9 protein-coding genes are annotated in these 19,942 nt (G+C 45.0%); 2 read left to right on the plus strand and 7 right to left on the minus strand.

The window, feature by feature from the left end:
- Window positions 1-14 precede the first annotated feature (14 nt).
- The 5 genes from BACINT_RS05465 to BACINT_RS05485 form a co-directional block, all read right to left on the minus strand.
- Entirely contained in the window at window positions 15-2,450 is a 2,436-nt protein-coding gene (locus BACINT_RS05465; RefSeq protein WP_007661220.1) for a sugar-binding domain-containing protein, read from the minus strand.
- Window positions 2,451-2,460: 10 nt separating this feature from the next.
- The gene (locus BACINT_RS05470) at window positions 2,461-4,065 is read right to left on the minus strand and encodes a glycoside hydrolase (RefSeq protein WP_007661221.1); all 1,605 of its coding nucleotides are present in this window, start codon (window positions 4,063-4,065) and stop codon (window positions 2,461-2,463) included.
- Window positions 4,066-4,180: 115 nt separating this feature from the next.
- Window positions 4,181-5,839, minus strand: a complete 1,659-nt coding sequence (locus BACINT_RS05475; RefSeq protein WP_007661222.1) for a RagB/SusD family nutrient uptake outer membrane protein — start codon at window positions 5,837-5,839, stop codon at window positions 4,181-4,183.
- A gap of 14 nt (window positions 5,840-5,853) precedes the next feature.
- A complete protein-coding gene (locus BACINT_RS05480; RefSeq protein WP_007661223.1) occupies window positions 5,854-8,889 on the minus strand; it encodes a SusC/RagA family TonB-linked outer membrane protein in 3,036 nt (1,011 codons plus the stop codon).
- Between the two features lie 24 nt (window positions 8,890-8,913).
- Window positions 8,914-10,419 (minus strand): hypothetical protein, encoded by a 1,506-nt coding sequence (locus BACINT_RS05485; RefSeq protein WP_007661224.1) that lies wholly within the window; start codon window positions 10,417-10,419, stop codon window positions 8,914-8,916.
- A 200-nt stretch (window positions 10,420-10,619) separates the two neighbouring features.
- Between BACINT_RS05485 and BACINT_RS05490 the strand changes: the two genes are divergently transcribed.
- Window positions 10,620-14,663, plus strand: coding sequence for a hybrid sensor histidine kinase/response regulator transcription factor (locus BACINT_RS05490; RefSeq protein ID WP_007661226.1), 4,044 nt, complete (start codon window positions 10,620-10,622; stop codon window positions 14,661-14,663).
- Window positions 14,664-14,834: 171 nt separating this feature from the next.
- Here BACINT_RS05490 and BACINT_RS05495 read toward each other — a convergent pair whose 3' ends face one another.
- Both BACINT_RS05495 and BACINT_RS05500 read right to left on the minus strand, forming a co-directional pair.
- Window positions 14,835-15,269 (minus strand): DUF6078 family protein, encoded by a 435-nt coding sequence (locus tag BACINT_RS05495; protein ID WP_007661228.1) that lies wholly within the window; start codon window positions 15,267-15,269, stop codon window positions 14,835-14,837.
- 143 nt (window positions 15,270-15,412) lie between these two features.
- Window positions 15,413-16,894, minus strand: a complete 1,482-nt coding sequence (locus BACINT_RS05500; RefSeq protein ID WP_007661234.1) for a glycoside hydrolase family 30 protein — start codon at window positions 16,892-16,894, stop codon at window positions 15,413-15,415.
- Between the two features lie 453 nt (window positions 16,895-17,347).
- Here BACINT_RS05500 and mutS point away from each other — a divergent pair, with 453 nt between their 5' ends.
- Complete coding sequence (mutS, locus tag BACINT_RS05510) at window positions 17,348-19,936, plus strand: DNA mismatch repair protein MutS (protein WP_044154794.1); 2,589 nt, start codon at window positions 17,348-17,350, stop codon at window positions 19,934-19,936.
- Window positions 19,937-19,942: the final 6 nt, after the last annotated feature.

The following is a 19,942-nucleotide window of genomic DNA, read 5'->3' on the forward strand; positions in this document are numbered from 1 at the left end:
TTATATATTAAAGGTTATTCAACATTCAAAAGAACTTCTGTTCCTTGCAGGAGCGGTGAAGTGAACTTTACACGAACCTGACCTTTTTCACCGGTTGTCTGTACATAAGTAAGCAAACGGCCGTGGAAAGCACGGTGATGGTTGTCGGTATAGTCGCTCATATCCCTGTTATCGGAACCTTCGAGCCCTAACAGGTGTGCCGGACCTTCGATAGTGCAAGTGATATCATTGTCTCCAAGCTTCACGATTGTGCCATTCTCGTCAATGATTTCTACAATGAGATGCACCGTGGCACGGTCGTAGGAAAGAGTAGTGCGGTCTGCACTGACCCGAAGGGCATAAGGACGACCGGAAGATTGAATCGAATAGCTTGAAACAATATTTCCGTTGGTGTCGCAACCTTCAGCTTTCAGTTCGCCTGTCTGATAGGGAATATCCCAGTATATGATACCACTCTTTTCGTCATAGGGCTTCATGTCGCCTACTACTTTCCCGTTGAGCAACAGACGCGCTTGTGGTGCATTGGTATAGCAAACTACGCGTATCTCCTGACCGGAATCATAGTTCCAGATATCCCATGCATCGGGTGACAGGAAAGTACGTTGGGAGTTCTTGAATCTGGCTTGTATGGGATAGGTACCGATATAAGTAACCGGCTTCTCACTCCACAGTGAAGCACGGAAATGTCCGCGAGGCTTGGGGAAGCTACCGAAATCGAGCAATCCGGTGTAGAGCCCTCGGGAAGGCCATGCTCCCGATTCACCAAGATAATCCGTACCTGTCCAGATGAATTGTCCAAAGATAAATTCTTTGTTCTTCACTGCATACCAGGCATCAAGGCCGGAACCGTTTTCACTGCCGTAAATGACACGTTTGGGATAAGTGGCATGATCTTCATCGTAGCGGTTTTCTGTATAGTTATATCCTACTACATCAACAGCATCAGGATATTCTGTTTCATTGGACATCACGACACCTGCCAGAGCTCCTGTTACAGGACGAGAAGTATCGACAGCACGTACGCGGGCTGCCAGGCGTTTGGCTATCACTCCGATACGCATGGCGTCGGGTGCATCGGGCTTATAGCCGCCAAACATAGGTTGGTTGATTTGTGCTCCATCGAGAATAGGATGGGAATAGGGATCATTCGGATAATCTACTTCATTGCCGATACTCCACAGGAAGATGGAGGGATGATTGCGGTCACGGCGTACCATATCGGTTACATCCTGCTCTATCCATTCTTCAAAGAAGTCAAAAGAGCCATCAAAGCCCGGTTCACCTTTATTCCATCCTTTGATCCATTTACGTTTTGGAAATTCCCATTCATCAGAAGCTTCATCCATGACAAGCAGACCTAATTGGTCGCACAGGTCGTATACGATGGGAGCATGTGGGTTATGGCTCATACGGATGGCATTCACACCTATTTCTTTGAGATTATTCAGGCGGCGTTCCCATACTTCAGGCGGCACTACGGCGCCAAGTACACCGGCATCGTGGTGCAGACATACACCTTTGACTTTCATCCAATTGCCGTTAAGTGCGAATCCTTTATTAGGGTCAAAGTCCAGTGTGCGGAGTCCTACTTTGGTTTCACAGCCGTCAATGCGCTTTCCGTTACTGAGTAATTCAGCTTTCAGTGTATAGAGGTAGGGATCATTCAGGTTCCAGCGGTGGGGTTTAGTTACTTTCAGTGTGAGGGTTTCTTTGGTGATACCTTCTTTCCCGTCGGAAACGCGAGTACGGCGTTGTGCTACTTGCTTGCCCGCAGCATCGTATAGTGTAGCAGAGAGTTCCAGTTTCTCACGGGTAACTATATGTTTCTGTACTTCCATATCAACGGCTATGGTGGCCTGTCGGTCAGTCAGAGAAGTAGCATACCAGCCTGTGCCCCATTGTGCAAGATGTATTTCGGGTGCAGCAATAAGCCATACGTCACGATATATGCCCGACCCTGTATACCAACGGGAATCAGCATAACGGCTATGGTCTACACGTACGCTCAATACATTGTCACCTTCTTTCAAATACGGGGTCATATCGTAAAGGAACGAGATGTAACCATTGGGGCGTTTACCAAGCAGGTGACCGTTCAGATAAACTTCACTGCGGTTGTATACTCCTTCGAAATAGATGTAATGACGCGCGGCATCATCTGTGATCTTAAAATGTTTACGATACCAGGCTATTCCTCCCGGTAAGTAACCGGTACAACTTGCCAGGGAGGGTGATAGCTGTCCCTCGATGGACCAGTCGTGCGGTAGCCTGAGTTTACGCCACTCGCTGTCGTCATAAGAGACTTGGATGGCTGTGGAATCATCTTTCTGAAGGAACAGCCATTCGTCATTGAATTTCACGGCATCGCCGAATGAGACTTGCGCCCGCAACGAAGCCGAAGAGAAAAGCGCCATCATGAAGACGGCTACCATAAACATTGCATTCTTCATATAAAACAATCTATTTGAGGTTATAAACAACGGTAGTCACACTCCCCGATTCTAACACCACCGGACTGCCACTTGCTACTGTGATCTCCTGCAAGTTTTTGCTGTCTGTGGTAGTATAGGTAGTGACAGACTTAGCTTCGTTCCAACCGATATGCGTTTCGCCCAGACGGACGTTTCTTTCCGACATATTTGTATAGACCGCCACAATCTTGTCTTTCTCCGGAGAAATCCAGGCAGAGCCGAAAAAGCTACGCGTCTCATTCAGCGTAAGTGCAATGCGCTTGTAGCCCGGACGTATGAAGCGGCTGTAGTTACCAAGTACCCAAAGTGTCGGTGTAGCCCGATATGTACCTTCCTGTTCGATGTCTCCATACTCGCCACCGGCAGGCACCAATGAAATCAAGAGAAAGCGGTTCTTATGTCCCCAACGGGAAACATCCATCGACGTCCAATAACTCCAGGAAGAGACACCCGCCACAGTAAGGTCGTTATGGATAACTTTCGACATATAGAAGGCGATATCCATCTCCGAGGCTTGTTCATAGCCTACAAACTCGGAAGAACTGTAGCCGTCTCCCAACATGCTCCACTCACTTTGCCACACCTCAAGGTCATATTGTCCGGCAGCTTGCGCCACTTGTTTGCGCACATTGCGCATTCCGTCCCACGTGCCGTCTGTCCAATAGCTGTGTCCGCAAATCAGGTTCTTCACATGTGGAAGGTTGCCTACATAAGCCGAAGAACCTTCTCTGAAGAAAGCATTGATCACATTGCTGCGGTTGGCATCGCTTTTCGACTTGTAAAGATATTCCCAGTCACCGGATTCTCCAAGCAAAATATCGGTAGATAAGCCGGAAGCTGTTAGCGAAGCATCCAGTTCACGAACTAATTTCGCCACTTGGTCATTGGTCCAGCCACTTCCCTCCTGACCACCGTCCCAATTGTATTGCGGCTCGTTGACAGGAGAGATGTGAGTCACATTGTAGCCCTCGCCTGTGTAATGAGCAGCTACTTCAGTCATGTATCCGGCGAAGTCATCGTAGTGTTCTGTCTTTAAGTTGGAAGAAGCACCTTGGACGGAGAAACCTTTTCCGTTATAAGTGTACTGCACGGGGGGGGTATTGCTGAAAAGGATGAAGTTGTCGCATCCCAACTCCTTGGCACGGCTCATGAAGTAGCGTTGGCCTTCGCAACGGCTCCAGTCCAGTGTCAGGTCATCTTTCAGATAGGACTCTGCTCTTCGCGACTTGTCCTCGATTCCGCTTGCATCTCCCTGCTGGGCACTGCCGCCTCCAAGGTTCACTCGCCATTGGGAAAGACCGATTCCTTTCGGCTTGCCGTTCACTATTTCCGAAGAGAAGAGCAGTTCTGTAATGCCTGCACGTCCCGAAGTCCACGATTTGCCTACAAAGGAGGGAGCCCAGCAGTCCGATGCTCCGAAACCGGCAATCGTCTGATAAGTCTGGCTTACGTCCATTGTAACCAGTTTTTCTACACTGTTCGTTATATCCGGCTGTTCCGGTGTTTCAGGGCTGTCGGGGGTAGCGGGAGAATCGTCACTGCATGCCATCAGGGAGAGCAGTGTCGAAAGAAAAAGCAAATGTTTTAGTTTCATATATAATTGGATTAAAAAGAATGTCGCGGATAATCCTCAACAAACTACCCGCGACAAAGATATAAAGACCTACTGATTTATAATTTCTGAAGCAATCTATTTTTATAGAAAAGGATTAGTTCCAGCCCGGATTCTGAATAATAGAACCATTGGACATCGTGATTTCATACAAAGGGATGGGGAACACCATGTCACGGCTTTCCGTAAAGCCACGACCTTTGTCGCTTGCTTCACCTTGGTTCTCCCATTCGAGGGCGTCACGGGTTGCTTCGTCGGTATTCCACTTCACGAATGTTCCGTCAGGTCCCATCAGGTTACTAATCATCTTTTTTCCGTTATCATCGGTCCAGCGGCGGATGTCGTAGAGGCGGTTCTGCTCCCATGCCAGTTCCAGTCGGCGTTCCAGCCGAATGGCTTTACGGAGTTCGTTGCCACTTGCTGTCACATCTGCCAGATGGACACGACTACGCACTTCATTGAGGGCGGTGCGGGCATCAGTGTCTATAGACAGCTCGTTACAAGCCTCGGCATACATCAGCAATACGTCGGCATAGCGCAGGATACGGTGATCTAAGGGAATCTTGTCAATGTTATAAACTTCCGGACGCTTTTCGATGGGTACGAAATACTTGCGTACAATACGTGCGGATTTATGCTGCGCCGGGTCAATGATATAGCATTCGGGATCCCAACCGTATCTCTCGATATAAGTATCGTAAAGAGCCATATTTTTACTGTTCTCCACAAACTCGTCGAAATTGTTCTCACCGGCAATCTCTGTACATCCGGTCTTGATGATAGTCCAGCGAAGACGTTCCGTATCACCGGCATCGATATAGGCTTGTTCAAGGTTAGCGGTCGGCTGTCCCCAGGACCATCCGTCGCCGGGACCGTTACGTGAACCGGTAATCACGGACAGGGCACCCCCCAAAGCATACGTACCATCGTACATGTATTGCACTTCAAACAGGCTCTCTTCATTGTTGTTGTGGTCTACGCTCCATACATCACCGAAATTGTCCATCAGCTTATATTCCTTGGAGTCGATAACCGTCTTTAATACGTCATGTGCATCCTGCCACTTTTCCTGATAGAGGTAGACCTTGCCGAGCAATCCCTGAGCCGCACCACTTGTAGCACGTCCCATATCAGTGGCTGCATATTCACTGCGTTTCGGCAATGCTGCCGCGGCGGCTTTCAAGTCATCTTCTATGAATTTATATACATCTGCCGTAGAAGCACGCTCGATGCCCTGTATTTCTTCAGGCAACAAGAAGCCTGTAATCAGAGGCACACCACCAAAGTTTCTTACCAGTTCAAAGTAGAAATAAGCACGTAGGAAGCGAGCCTCGGCTATAAGGCGGTTTTTCAGTTCCTCATTCAAGATAGTGGCCTGCGGTATGCGGTCAATGGCTACATTGCAACGCAAAATACCCTTATAGCGATACTGCCAGAAATTGGAGATGGCTCCATTACTCTGCCCTGTACCCTGATAATGCGCCAAAGAAATATAATCGCTCTGGCTCTGGGTAGTATTTCCCATCCAGCCATCATCGCTACACATTTCAGAAAGCAGCCATACCGTATTGATGTTCCACCATCCACCGAAAGTGATGGCTTGGTAGCAACCGGTAATAAATGACTGGATTTCATCCTCGTTTTGGAAATAAGTATCCAAGTTTTGTTTTCCCCGCACTTCCTCATTCAGGAAGTCATCACAAGAAGTGAATGTCAGCGAGGCAATCAATGTCAATATTACGAATATTTGTTTCATATCTGTATCACGGATTAAAATTTAAAGTCAATGCCAAACAAGAAAGTACGCGGATTCGGGTAAGCAATGCCGTCGATACCGGTTTCAATCACACTGCCATCCATCAATGGACGTTCAGGGTCCATACCGGAATAACCGGTGATGGTGAACGGGTTCTGTGCAGAGAATGAAATGCGCAGGTCTGCTCCACCAACCCAATTCTTGGGAAGTGTATATCCCAATTGCAACAGCTTGCAGCGCATATACGAACCGTCTTCTACAAAGAAACTTGATACTCTGCTATAATTCAGGTTCAAATCGGCGTAGGATAGTTGCGGGATGTCATTGCTTGTTCCTTCACCGTGCCATGCCTTTTGCAATGTACCGGCCCATACGTTCTGTCCGCTTGCACCGGAATACATGCCTTTAGTCTTGTTGTAGATATCATTTCCGAACGTACCGTAGAAATTGGCAGTAAAGTCAAAGTTCTTATAGGCGAAGCCTAAGTTCAGGCCAAGCATCAAGTCAGGATAAGGATTACCGATCCAAGTCTTATCCTTTTCGTCCAACGTACCGTCATGATTCAAGTCCTTGAAACGGATGTCACCCGGTTTTGCCTTATCTTGCACCAATTTACCGTTCTCGTTGGTGTGAGCATATACCTCATCCCAATTCTGGAAGATACCGTCTGCCACATAACCATAGAAACGAGAAATCAGACCACCGTCTTCGTTACGAATAATCTGGTCACCATTGAACCCGCCAGTCAGGATAGGGCCGTCACCAGAGAATTTCACAGCTTCATTTTTCACGGTAGAAAGGTTCACACCTACATTATACTTGAAATCTTTAGTTATCTGGTCATGCCAGTTCAAACTCAATTCCCAGCCACTTGCTTTCATGCTGCCGATGTTCATCCATACCTTACTGTTCCAGCTTGGGTAGCCGATGGCGAACAAGTTCTGCTTCTCGTAAAGCATGTCTTTGGATTTCTTCTGGAAGTATTCGAAAGTCATATCCAAGCGAGAATCCAGGAATGACATATCTACACCTATATTCCAGTCTTCCACAGTTTCCCACATCAACGTATTGTTACCTACATTCGATACCATGGTACCAGTCACACGATTGGGATTTACACCAAACACATAATCGGCCTGGCCAAGCAAAGTCAGAGTTGCATCATTACTGATATTTTGATTACCGACACGTCCCCAGCCACCACGTAATTTCAGATTATCAAAGACTTTCTGGTCTCTCATAAAGTCTTCGTTGATGACACGCCAAGACGCTGATACAGCAGGGAAGAAAGCATATTTATTTCCGACAGGGAAACGTGAAGAGCCATCGACACGCAAAGAGGCAGTCAGATAATAACGGTCATTGTAGTTATACATTACACGTCCCAGATAAGAGATCATCGAATTATAAGAAGTCTCTCCCTCTCCTTTCTGATTGTCTGTACCAGCATTCACTTCATGCAAAAGGCCCATATTGTTGGGGACATCATCGCGTGAAGCCTTGGTGTTGAACCAAGCGTTCCGTTCGGCGGTGAAACCGGCCATTACATTAATGTTATGCTTTTCGGCAAACGTATCCATATATGTGGCCGTATTCGTCCAGTTCCAGTCGAGCCACTCTTGGGACTGGCGGGAAACACTACTCAAGTCAGCCTTTTCCAAAGTATCGATAAAGAATTTCGGTGTAAAGTCGTCAGACCGGCGATAGTGTGCATTGGTAGCAAACTGAGTACGCAAAGTCAACTTCTGAATAGGGTTCACCTGTAAGTAACTGTTCAAAATGGCCCCCATCTCACGTGAATGGCCATTCTGGCGGGCTAATGATCCCATCGGATTCCATTCCTGATTATTGTAAGAGCGTTCGTAATTGTTGAATTCATTGTCTACCCATTGGTCTTGAGGTCTAAAAACGGGCGTAGTAGGATCCATAGACATGGCAGCGGAGAATAAGTTGGGAGTGTTGTCCCACGATTCCATACGTGGAGCAATGTCAAAGCCCATTTTTACATATTTATTGAATGTGTATTCTGTATTGAGTCGAACGTTCAGTTTGTCCCAATAGCCATAATCATACTGTGAGTTATTCCGGAAATAGCCTAAACTAAGACTATAAACCAACTTATCCGTACCTCCGGATATGCCGAGTGAATAATTCTGCACCAAAGCAGTCTTGTTCACCACTTCGTCCCACCAGTCTGTACCACCGGGGTTGGTTGTAGCGCCGGTATCTTTCCACTGAGACTGTTGAGTACCATCATTGGTGAAGCGCGTGTTGAACACCTCTTTGTATTCAGCCACACCTGCAACAGAAGGCTTGGCTATCGTCTGAAAACCGGCGGAGGCACTAAAGCTGATATTTGTTTTTCCTGCGATACCTTTCTTGGTCGTAATCAAGATAACACCGTTGGAAGCACGTGTACCATAGATGGCAGCAGCCGAAGCATCCTTCAGTACTTCCATGGACTTGATGTCGTTACTGTTAAGGAAGTTGATATTATCCCCTACCGGCATACCGTCTACCACATAAAGGGGAGCTGTCTTATTTACCGTAGTGACACCACGAATTATTACTTTCGGAGTAGTACCCGGGCCACCACCGCCAATCACTTGCACGCCGTTTACCTTGCCTTGCAAAGCATCCATGGCATTGCCGGTCACTGTTTCAGTGATCTGTTCACCCTTCACGGTAGAAATGGAACTGGTCAAGTCACTCTTCTTCACTGTACCGTAACCGATGACCACCACTTCGTCTAGCAATTCGGCAGCCTCTTTCAGCACTACGTTGATAACCGTTCGTCCGCCAACTTGTATTTCTTGTGTTTCATAACCTATGGTCGAGAATACAAGCACAGCGTCGGCCGGAACATTCGCTATCGAATAATCACCGTCTATACCGGTAATGGTACCTGTTCCGGCGCCTTTTATCTGTACCGTTGCTCCAATCAGCGGTTCCTTGTCGGAGGCTGAAGTCACAACACCCTTCACTGTGGTCTGTGCATAGCCACATAGGCTGATCAACGCCAGACACAATAATAATATTTGCTTTTTCATATTGTTCAATCTAATATTACTTAATTAATTGGCGGGAACTATTTTTGCACGTCCCAGATGAGCATCAAATATCAGCTTATAGTTACCGGTGACATTGACTGCCGGTTTCACCCAGTTATCTCCTACCCAGTTCTTCGGTTCCACTTTTTCTCTCCATTCGGGGTTGACTGTATTTCCGTAATAGCCCATGATTTCAGGATTGGCAGAGTCGTCGGCACGCCAGGTACAGTAGTTCCACCAGCCGTCATGATGCCAGTTGTGTATTACGAAGTTCATCGTTGTGCCTGCCTCCAGGAATAAGGGAGTATCCAGAGTGTAGAGATGCGGATTCGTGGCATCCTGCGTGAAGCGCTGGATTTCTTTCGGACCGCTCGTCATGTAGCCGAAATAGAATTCCTGCAACCAAGAACCGCCGTCTCCCCAGGTATCAAGGCTGATTGAACCGAATTCATGAGGTACCGGATCAATGGCCTCGGCGATTGAATACGTTTTCACGTTGTAGTTACCCTCCTTTACATCGAATGTAATCTCATAGTAAACGTTTGCCTGATCCAGCACAATTGGTTTGGCCGATTCGGGGTCGTCCGTCAGCTTGTTGCTGTCTTCCGGATCCAAACCGAAGCAAATCGGAGCGAAATCGCTCTTTTGCGGTAAGAAGAAGATTTCGGTACCGGCTTTCTGGTTATAATAGTTGGCCTTGTACTGATAGGGAGCCGTATGAGTGATTACCATCGGCACACCGAATACGTCACTGTTCAGTTCCTCTACCGTAGCCACATCTGCCAGATACATTTTGGGGAAGTCGGGCATTTCAGACACCTTAAGCACGCAAGTTGTGACAGTGGTATTTCCTTTTGTATCAACGGCAGTGAGGGTCACGTCGTAATCTTTCACCTCGTTCGGAAGGTCTATCTTCTCGGCAAAGGTTAAAGTACTTTGTCCATCGGCAGCGTCCACACGTCGGTTGTCGAACCCGTTGATGCCGGGAATGTTGACAATTACATAGTCCAGTATGCGGTCGTCTGTCACTGTAAAGCTGAGTTTGTACTTTGTCTCACTCTTCATCAGCACAGTCACTTCTTTATCGGGGGCAACTGTGAAGACTGGTTTTGCAAAGTCTCCGTCCATCGTCACCAATACATCCTGCGAAACGCTGCGTCCGCCTACATCGGTCACCGTCACTTTCACCGTGAAACGTTCGCCAATCTCGTCTCTCTTGATGTCATAGTAGTAACTTAAATCATACGTTTCTTTGGGTGCGCCATAGATTTCGATTAAATCGATGGTTTTGTTCAAATGAAGGTCTGTACACAACAGATTGATGGATGCGATTCCATCTTTATCCGTCAGTGTGCCTTCAATCGTAAACCGATGACCTGCACCAGACTCGATGTGGTCTGTAGCCAATGTCATTGTTGGGCTTTGTCCGTCCACATCAGGATAGCCATCGTCGTCGCTACATCCTGTAGTCCATAAAGCCAGCGATAAAAATGCCCAGAATAGGGTGGCATTAAAGAAATGCTTCTTCATAAATATTACTTTTAAAGTTAAACAATTGATACATTATTTACTAAAATATCACTTTTAGGTGGTGCAAATATAAGCTATGTTTAGCTTCTCAAGCTGTATAAATCTTGCAGTAAGGGGATGTAAATCGTGCAATGAACGATTTGTGTATCTGAAATAGAGATTTTATTTCTATTTTTGAATTGCAATAGAAAACTGATGTCATGAAAAGCAGATTTTTACTTTATTTCTTGTTGATACCTATCCTTTTGTCGGCACAGCCTTATGCTGTCAGGCAGTTAGGGATAGAGAAGGGATTATCTAATAACTATGTAGTTAGTATAGCCCAGGATAAGGAGGGCTTTCTATGGTTTGCAACCGAAGAAGGTTTGAATAAATTCGACGGAACACGTTTCATTACTTACTATAAGAATGAAACAAGGAACGGATATGGTATTACAGGAAATGAATTGAACTGCCTGTTGGACGATCCGAAGGACTCCATTTTGTGGATTGGTACGCAAAGAGCCGGACTAAATGCCTATGATTATGTAAACGATACTTTTACATTCTATCGGCATAATGAGGCTGTACCTGAAAGTATCATTACGGATGATGTTACCAATATTATTGCTGCAGATGATGGAAATTTGTGGGTAACTACTTATTGGAAAGGAATAGAATACTTTGATAAAGGAACCGGCCATTTTTCTCATTACAATACTGCAACCGTACCGGGACTGGCAAGTGATAATATCTGGACTGTGGCTGACGGAGGTAATGGTAAACTGTATATAGGACATGTACATCACGGCTTCAGTATTCTCTCCATAAAAGATAAGAAGGTAAGAAACTTTGTTCATGATCCGAATAACCGGAATAGTTTGCCGGGTAATGAAGTGAGATGTGTGTATAAGGATATGAACCATAATATCTGGGTAGGTACGAATAAGGGATTGGCATTGTTTAATCCGGAATCGGAAAATTTTATCCAGTTTAATTCAGATGGGAATCTTTCACATTATATTTATGACATCCGGCAGCTTGACGGCAATAAGTTGTGGATAGCCATGGAATTTGGTGGAATAGCTATAATGGACTTGTCGCAACGTTTGTTTCTATTGCCCGAGCAGACCCAATTTCATTATATCAGGGAAGGAGACGATGGATACAGTCTGTCTAACTCAAGTGCGAGGTGCATTTTTCAGGATTCATTTAAGAATATATGGACCGGTGTATGGGGTGGCGGCATAAATTTCCTAAGCTATGAACCACCATTATTTAGCGGTTATTACTATTCTCCCAATCAGAACTCCATGAGCCGTTTGAATAATAAAACAGCAAGTAGCATTTGTGTGGATAGTCAGGGTAAATTGTGGATCGGGACAGATGGAGGTGGAATCAATGTCTTTGATAAAGGCAAGCGGGTAGCTGTTTATCTGGAAGATACAGAAGATATGGGAGGAAATTCCGTATTGGCTTCATTGCGTGACTCGGAAGATAATCTGTGGTTTGGCTTGTTTATGGGTGGTGTGAATTATTACGATGCAAAAAGAAAGATGTTTTATCGGAATTTCCTCAAAGAAATAGAATATGAGGATATCCGTTCGTTTTATGAAGACGATCAGCGTATTTTGTGGATTGGTACTAGCCGTGGTATTTACAAGGTCGATTTGGCTGATAAAAAGATTATAGGCCATTATGAATTTGAGAATAATCTGGTTCGTTGTGTCCTGAAAGATTCCCGGGGACATTTGTGGGTAGGTTCTTTCGGCAGCGGGCTGGGAGTAGGAGATAGTGAGTTACAGGATATCAAGCTTTTTAATATTGAGAACCTGTTTCCTTCCAATACTATCAATGCTATTTATGAAGACAGCAGAAAGAATATATGGGTCGGAACAGGAGAAGGGCTGGTCTGTTTTTCTTCATTGCCCGATTGGGAATATAAGGTTTACCGCCGTGAAGAAGGTTTGACCAATACTCACATACTTGCTATAACGGAAGATGCTAACCATAATATTTGGGTGAGTACAAATAGGGGCATCAGTTGTTTAGTACAGGATAAAGGAATTTTCTATAATTATGACCACTGGGATAATGTGCCGATGGGAAACTTTATGAGTGGTAGTGTAGCGCAAGATCAGAATGGGGAGATTTATTTCGGCTCTATTAACGGATTGTGCCATTTTAATCCGGATTTTGTTCTGGCAAAACGTGAAGCTCCTGCGGCTGTCATTACAGAGATGAAGATATTTGCTCCTTTAGGCAATGCGGGAAGCAATGAAGAAGTGGTAGCTATTGACGGACAGTCGAAAGTAAGGCTGGGTTACATGCAGAACAGCTTCAATATCACTTTTAATATACGGAATTATGCATTAGTCAATCAGGTGGAGTATGCTTATATGCTGAAAGGGCTTGAAGATGCATGGTATACGGTGACGGATCCCAATAGTGTTACTTTCCGTAATATACCTCCCGGTGATTACCATTTTCTGGTAAAAACCCGTGTTAAGAACCAAGAATGGTCCGATGAGGTTACAACGCTGGATATTCATATTGTTCCTCCCTTGTGGCTGACTTGGTGGGTAAAATGCAGCTATATATTGTTGAGTGCTACTATTCTGTTCCTTATTCTTTATGCTTACAAAAAAAAGCTCGACATGGAAGTTCTCTACGATCTGGAAAAGAAGAACCATGTGCAGGAACAAGAATTGAATCAGGAGCGTCTGCGTTTTTATACTAACATCACGCACGAGCTTCGTACACCGCTGACTTTAATACTGGGGCCGCTGGAAGATATGCAGAAGAGTAATTCGCTTTCTAACAAGGATGCTCAAAAGATATCAGTTATCCATCAGAGTGCGATACGATTGCTAAATCTGATCAATCAGATACTGGAATTCAGGAAGACGGAAACGCAGAATAAGAAACTTTGCGTGGCTCATGATAATATAGCCAATCTGGTGTACGAAATAGGACTTAAGTATAAAGAACTGAACCGTAAGCCGAACATTGAATTCCATATCGAATTGGAAAAAGACGATATGCCTCTGTATTTTGATAAAGAAGTAGTGACTATTGTTCTAGATAATCTCATTTCCAACGCCATTAAGTATACTGAAAAAGGCTCTATCGGCTTGGGACTACGTAATGTGGTACGGGATAATATCAATTATACCGAAATAAAAGTAAGTGATACGGGTTTTGGCATTACTCCCGAGGCGTTACCCAATATTTTCAACCGTTATTATCAGGAAGGAGGTGATCATCAGGCTTCGGGTACAGGTATCGGGCTGGCATTAGTGAAAAATCTGGTGACATTACATGAGGGGGAGATACGGGTGGAAAGCATCTTGGGAACAGGCAGTACTTTCTATGTTTATTTATTGACGGACAATACCTACCCTCATGTATTGCATGCCGACTCACCGGAGAGGACATCAGTAGATGGAAAGGAAGAAAAAGAGGAAGTTCCGGAGTCAACCTCCAACGGAAAGCGAATATTGCTGATAGTGGAAGATAATCAAGACATCTGTAATTATATTGCTGAATCTTTCTCCGATGATTTTGAAGTGAAAACAGCTGCAAATGGGCAGCAAGGCATGGAGCAAGCCTTGAGTTGTATTCCCGATATTGTCGTAAGTGATGTTATGATGCCCATAATGAACGGGATTACGATGTGTAAAATGTTGAAAGAAGATGTACGTACCAGTCATATCCCCATTATCCTGTTGACTGCTAAAGACTCTCTGCAGGATAAGGAAGAAGGTTATCAAGTAGGGGCTGATTCTTATCTGACAAAACCTTTCAGTGCTACCCTTCTGCATAGTCGCATCAACAACTTGCTTGAATCTCGCAAGCGATTGGCAGAGCGTCTTAATACCAATACCCCGCATCACAATATGGATGAGAAACGCGCTTTACTGGCAGACTCCCTGAACAAATTGGATAATGAGTTCCTTGAAAAGATAAACCGGTTGATAGAGGACCGTTTGTCGTCCGAAAAGATAGATATAGGTTATCTGGCTGATAACATGTGCATGAGTAAATCTACATTGTATCGTAAAATGAAGGCATTGACGGGGTTGTCTACCAATGAGTATGTTCGTAAGATAAAGATGCAGTATGCTGAACGTTTATTGCTGGAAGGTCGGTATAATGTTTCCGAGATTGCTTTCAGAGTAGGCATAAATAGTGTGGTTTACTTCCGGCAGTGTTTTAAGGAGGAGTTCGGGGTGTTACCTTCAGATTATCTGAAACAGCCGTAAAGGGGACAGGTGGTAATAATACAATGTGCCAACTTCTTGCCACCGCATTGGCACAGTCGTGCCATAGGCGTGGCAGTGTTGTGCCACTGCGATGGCAAAGTAGTGCCACAGGCATGGCAAAAACATGGATCTATAGATGGGAGATCACTAACCTGTAGATAGGGGAGATTGCTACCATTCGTAGTCTTCTACGTAAGCATCAAACTCTTGTTTTCCGGTTGCACCGCACTGTTTTAAGATTTTCTGTACGTCCCTTTGTTCGGCCGGGCTGAGGAGGCGTTCGCCTTTGCGAATGCGGTAATAGGTTCTTCGGCTGAAGTATTCCATCAGATGGATTATGGCGAGTTGTCTTTGCTTGTGGGGCAGGTTATCAAGGATATTCATGCAGCCTTTGGCATATTGCACTTTTTGACTGGAGCGATAATGGGGACATGCACCCTTCAGTTTAGCCTGGTATTTGGGGCTGATGACTACCCAGTACTCCGCGCTGTCCGGTACTTCTTGCTCTACCAGTTGTCGCAGGCAGGTAGATGCTTTGGGACACTGACGGTTGAGGCATAAGGGGTAATTGTAGGGTACGTTCGTAAAATGATGTTCTTCTTCCATGGTTGTTTTGTTGTTTCCAAGGCAGTTATCTTTATTCAAAATAGAAGTTCAGTGTTTCTTTTGTGATGACTACGATTGAATTTCATGGCAAAAGTAATCATTATTCGGATACGATTACCCGGATAATGATTACTTTTATCAATTTATTTCTCTTCGAACGTATTGAACGAATGTGGCTGGAGCTCTACATTCAGATATCGGTTGCCTAATTTCAGGGTTATTTTCTTGGCTTCGTTGTTGAAGTTGCCGGCTATCACTACCTTTTTCTTTTCCGGAGTTTCCACTACCAAAATCGGTGTTCTTCCTTCTGTTGAAGGCTTGTAAGCTATAACGTGTGAACCGGGTGTTACGAACTGGCTATAATGTCTTACAGCATAATACTCCGGTGTAAGAGTTGCCGTACGGGATTTTGAATCAACATGTATCAAAGCATTCTGTTTCCAACCCCAAGGACTTTCACCATTATCGCAGAGGGTATTGTTCCAGAAGGTGTACTCTTCGCAGCCATTACCCAGGTAGTGGTTAATCAGATGGAAGGTGTGTTCGCCCGCTCTCCAGTCGAAGGTACCCCCACCGCATTCGCTTTCACTCTGTACATATTTATATTGGGGATACTTTTTGCGGATTTTCGGCAATATCTGTCCGCCTTCCCACTGGAAACCTATGCCTTCAATGCTTTGTGGCATACGCGGGTCGGAAAGTATCTTGTCGACGTAGTCGTAGCGGTTCGTATTGAAGGTACCGAGGTATAGTTTCACTTTCGGGTGATGCTTTTTCAGTGTAGGAGCCAGATATTCCACATTAAAGCGCACGGTGCCTTCGGCAGTCCAGGCACAACCGGGATAAGGAGTGTAGCTGTATGCCTCGTTTTGATACATGACCATATCAATGGGAATTCCCTGTTCTTTGTAGGCATCAATGAATTTGCAGAAATAGTTGGCATACGTCTGCAGATAGCGGGGGTCTTGTATCATATAGTCGTTTACAGCCAGCTGTTTGGGGAACACGTCTTCACGTTTTTCAGTATTGTCCTCGTAAAGGGCTATGTTCGATTCCGAGGACATTTTATTGGTCTTGTCGCTACGCACCGGGTAGTCATGGTTGATTTTCATCCAACTGGGAGGAGACCAGGGAGAAATCCAGAATGTCATCCCGGAATTGTACTTTTGTGCCGCACGGATGAAAGGTATGATTGCCAGCTTATCACGGTTAATGTTGAAATACTTCAGTTGGAAGTCGCCCGATACTTCGTCGCAGCTATACCAGTTGCGGGCATAATCGTTCGCATTCATCGAAATTCTTCCTCTTGTGAAGCGTAAATCTCCTTGTGGGGAAAACATTTTTTCTAGAAGGTTATCCTGTTCATCACGGGCGAGCATGTTCAAGGCATCCCAGCACAGTTCGTTGAAGGTGGTTCCCCATGCTTTGAATGTGGTGCCTTCTTCCGTTCCGCTGATTTCTAAGAGCGGAGTCTGTCTAGTACTCAATTGTAACTTTACTTTAGATTGTTGCCAGATGTTGGCTTCTGTGCTGCTTACCCAGTTGTAAGTTTGGGCGTAGGTTCCGGTGGCAAAGATGGTTGTCAGGCAATAGAGAAATACTTTTTTCATTTTCTTCTTTTTCATGGTAATAAATCTTTTGAATGCAAATTAAGCAAAATAGTTGCTATTACCAGGTGTACAAAAGGCGCAAAAAGGGGGACAAATCAGTTCAAGTGAAGGTTATTTTACTGTCTGACGTTACGTATGGGCATAAAAATACGTATGGGCATAAAAAAAGGAGTACCGCTGTACTCCAACCTTTGTTAACCTTAAATCTAATACTATGAAAAACACAGTGCAAAGATACGGACTTCTGGGATATCTGCAAATAAAACAAATAAAAAAGAGTGTTTTATAACATGTTTTAGTAAAAGTATTGTTTTTGTTAAGGCTTACTAAGGATTTGAGTCCCCTCAGTATTTGTTTTCTAAAAAAGAATTATCTTTGCATGGCTGCGAAAATAAGCTGCACTTTTGCCTATTAATAAATTTATAAAGAACAACTACTGTGAGCGAAGAAGATATTGTCCTTACCCCGATGATGAAACAGTTCTTGGACCTGAAAGCCAAGCATCCTGATGCCGTTATGCTGTTCCGTTGCGGCGACTTCTATGAAACTTATTCTACCGATGCTGTTGTTGCAGCCGAAATTCTGGGAATTACTCTGACTAAGCGTGCCAATGGCAAAGGAAAGACTGTTGAAATGGCGGGATTCCCTCATCATGCATTGGATACGTATCTGCCTAAACTGGTGCGTGCTGGGAAGCGTGTGGCCATCTGTGATCAGTTGGAAGACCCGAAAATGACCAAGAAGCTGGTGAAGCGGGGCATTACGGAACTGGTAACTCCCGGTGTTTCCATCAATGATAATATACTGAATTACCGGGAAAATAACTTTCTGGCTGCCGTACACTTTGGTAAAGGAGCGTGCGGTGTGGCATTTCTCGATATATCTACGGGTGAGTTCCTCACAGCAGAAGGGCCTTTCGATTATGTAGACAAGCTATTGAATAACTTCGCTCCTAAAGAAGTGCTTTTTGAACGTGGAAAACGGGGTATGTTTGAGGGTAACTTTGGAAGTAAGTTCTTTACTTTTGAACTGGACGACTGGGTATTTACAGAGACCACTGCCCGTGAGAAACTTCTGAAGCATTTTGAAACGAAGAATCTGAAAGGTTTTGGTGTAGAGCATCTCAAGAATGGTATTATTGCTTCGGGAGCTATCCTGCAATATCTCATTATGACGCAGCATACCCAGATAGGACATATCACTTCTTTGGCACGTATTGAAGAAGATAAATACGTCCGTTTGGATAAGTTCACCGTTCGCAGCCTTGAACTGGTGGGTAGCATGAACGATGGCGGCAGTAGCCTGCTGAACGTGATTGATAAGACTATCAGCCCTATGGGAGCCCGTTTGCTGAAACGTTGGCTGGTGTTTCCGTTGAAAGATGTGTTGCCTATCAATGAACGTCTGAATGTGGTGGAATACTTCTTCCGTCAGCCGGATTTCAAGGAACTGATCGAAGAACAGCTGCATCTGATAGGCGATCTGGAACGTATTATCTCTAAAGTGGCTGTAGGGCGTGTTTCTCCGCGTGAAGTAGTTGCGTTGAAGGTGGCTTTGCAGGCTATCGAACCTATCAAAGAAGCCTGTATGGAGGCGGATAATGCCAGCCTGAACCGTATCGGTGAACAACTGAATATCTGTAAGTCCATTCGCGACCGCATTGAAAAAGAGATTAATAATGATCCTCCGTTGCTGATAAACAAAGGTGGTGTCATGAAGTCGGGCGTCAATGCCGAATTGGATGAATTACGCCAGATAGCTTATTCCGGTAAAGATTATCTGCTACAGATACAGCAGCGGGAAAGTGAACTGACGGAAATTCCCAGCTTGAAGATCGGCTACAACAATGTGTTCGGTTATTATATAGAAGTCCGTAATACGCACAAAGATAAAGTTCCGCAGGAGTGGATACGTAAACAAACTCTGGCAAATGCCGAACGTTACATCACGCAGGAGCTGAAAGAGTATGAAGAAAAGATACTCGGCGCCGAGGATAAGATATTGATCCTGGAGACTCAGCTTTATACAGAGCTTGTACAGGCTTTAAGTGAGTTTATCCCTGCCATCCAGGTCAATGCAAACCAGATAGCACGTCTGGACTGCTTGCTTTCCTTTGCCAATGTGGCGCGTGAGAATAACTATATACGTCCTGTTATTGAAGATAACGATGTGCTGGATATTCGCCAGGGACGCCATCCGGTTATTGAGAAGCAACTTCCTATAGGAGAAAAATATATTGCCAATGATGTGATGCTGGATAGCAGTTCGCAACAAATCATTATCATTACCGGTCCGAATATGGCTGGTAAGTCTGCATTGTTGAGGCAAACGGCTCTGATAACGCTGTTGGCACAGATCGGTAGCTTCGTACCTGCTGAGAGTGCGCATATTGGCTTGGTGGATAAGATATTCACCCGCGTGGGTGCCAGCGATAATATCTCTGTTGGCGAATCTACATTTATGGTAGAGATGAATGAGGCTGCGGATATCTTGAATAACCTGTCTCCGCGCAGCTTAGTGCTCTTTGATGAGCTGGGACGAGGTACGTCTACTTACGACGGTATTTCTATCGCTTGGGCGATTGTAGAGCATATCCATGAGCATCCTAAAGCAAAAGCACGTACATTGTTTGCTACGCACTACCATGAATTGAACGAAATGGAGAAGAGCTTCAAACGTATCAAGAACTACAATGTTTCCGTTAAGGAGGTGGATAATAAAGTTATCTTCCTGCGTAAACTGGAACGTGGCGGCAGTGAACACTCTTTCGGTATCCATGTAGCAAAGATGGCGGGTATGCCGAAAAGCATTGTAAAACGTGCGAATGACATATTGAAGCAACTGGAAGCGGATAATCGCCAGCAAGGTATTGCAAGTAAGCCGATGGCGGAAGTGGGAGAAACGCGTGGCGGCATGCAGCTTAGTTTCTTCCAATTGGAAGATCCGGTTCTTTGCCAGATACGGGATGAGATATTGAATCTGGATGTGAATAACCTGACGCCGTTGGAGGCGTTGAATAAATTGAATGATATTAAGAGGATTGTAAAAGGGAAATAGATCGTT

The organism is Bacteroides intestinalis DSM 17393 (assembly GCF_000172175.1).
Classification (GTDB): Bacteria; Bacteroidota; Bacteroidia; order Bacteroidales; family Bacteroidaceae; genus Bacteroides; species Bacteroides intestinalis.

What these genes read in the sequence shown, in the direction of transcription:
- BACINT_RS05485 (WP_007661224.1), bottom strand. Translation starts at nt 10,419, where the DNA reads ATGAAGAAGCATTTCTTTAATGCCACCCTATTCTGGGCATTTTTATCG.
- mutS (WP_044154794.1), top strand. Translation starts at nt 17,348, where the DNA reads ATGATGAAACAGTTCTTGGACCTGAAAGCCAAGCATCCTGATGCCGTT.
- BACINT_RS05495 (WP_007661228.1), bottom strand. Translation starts at nt 15,269, where the DNA reads ATGGAAGAAGAACATCATTTTACGAACGTACCCTACAATTACCCCTTA.
- BACINT_RS05465 (WP_007661220.1), bottom strand. Translation starts at nt 2,450, where the DNA reads ATGAAGAATGCAATGTTTATGGTAGCCGTCTTCATGATGGCGCTTTTC.
- BACINT_RS05490 (WP_007661226.1), top strand. Translation starts at nt 10,620, where the DNA reads ATGAAAAGCAGATTTTTACTTTATTTCTTGTTGATACCTATCCTTTTG.
- BACINT_RS05480 (WP_007661223.1), bottom strand. Translation starts at nt 8,889, where the DNA reads ATGAAAAAGCAAATATTATTATTGTGTCTGGCGTTGATCAGCCTATGT.
- BACINT_RS05470 (WP_007661221.1), bottom strand. Translation starts at nt 4,065, where the DNA reads ATGAAACTAAAACATTTGCTTTTTCTTTCGACACTGCTCTCCCTGATG.
- BACINT_RS05500 (WP_007661234.1), bottom strand. Translation starts at nt 16,894, where the DNA reads ATGAAAAAGAAGAAAATGAAAAAAGTATTTCTCTATTGCCTGACAACC.
- BACINT_RS05475 (WP_007661222.1), bottom strand. Translation starts at nt 5,839, where the DNA reads ATGAAACAAATATTCGTAATATTGACATTGATTGCCTCGCTGACATTC.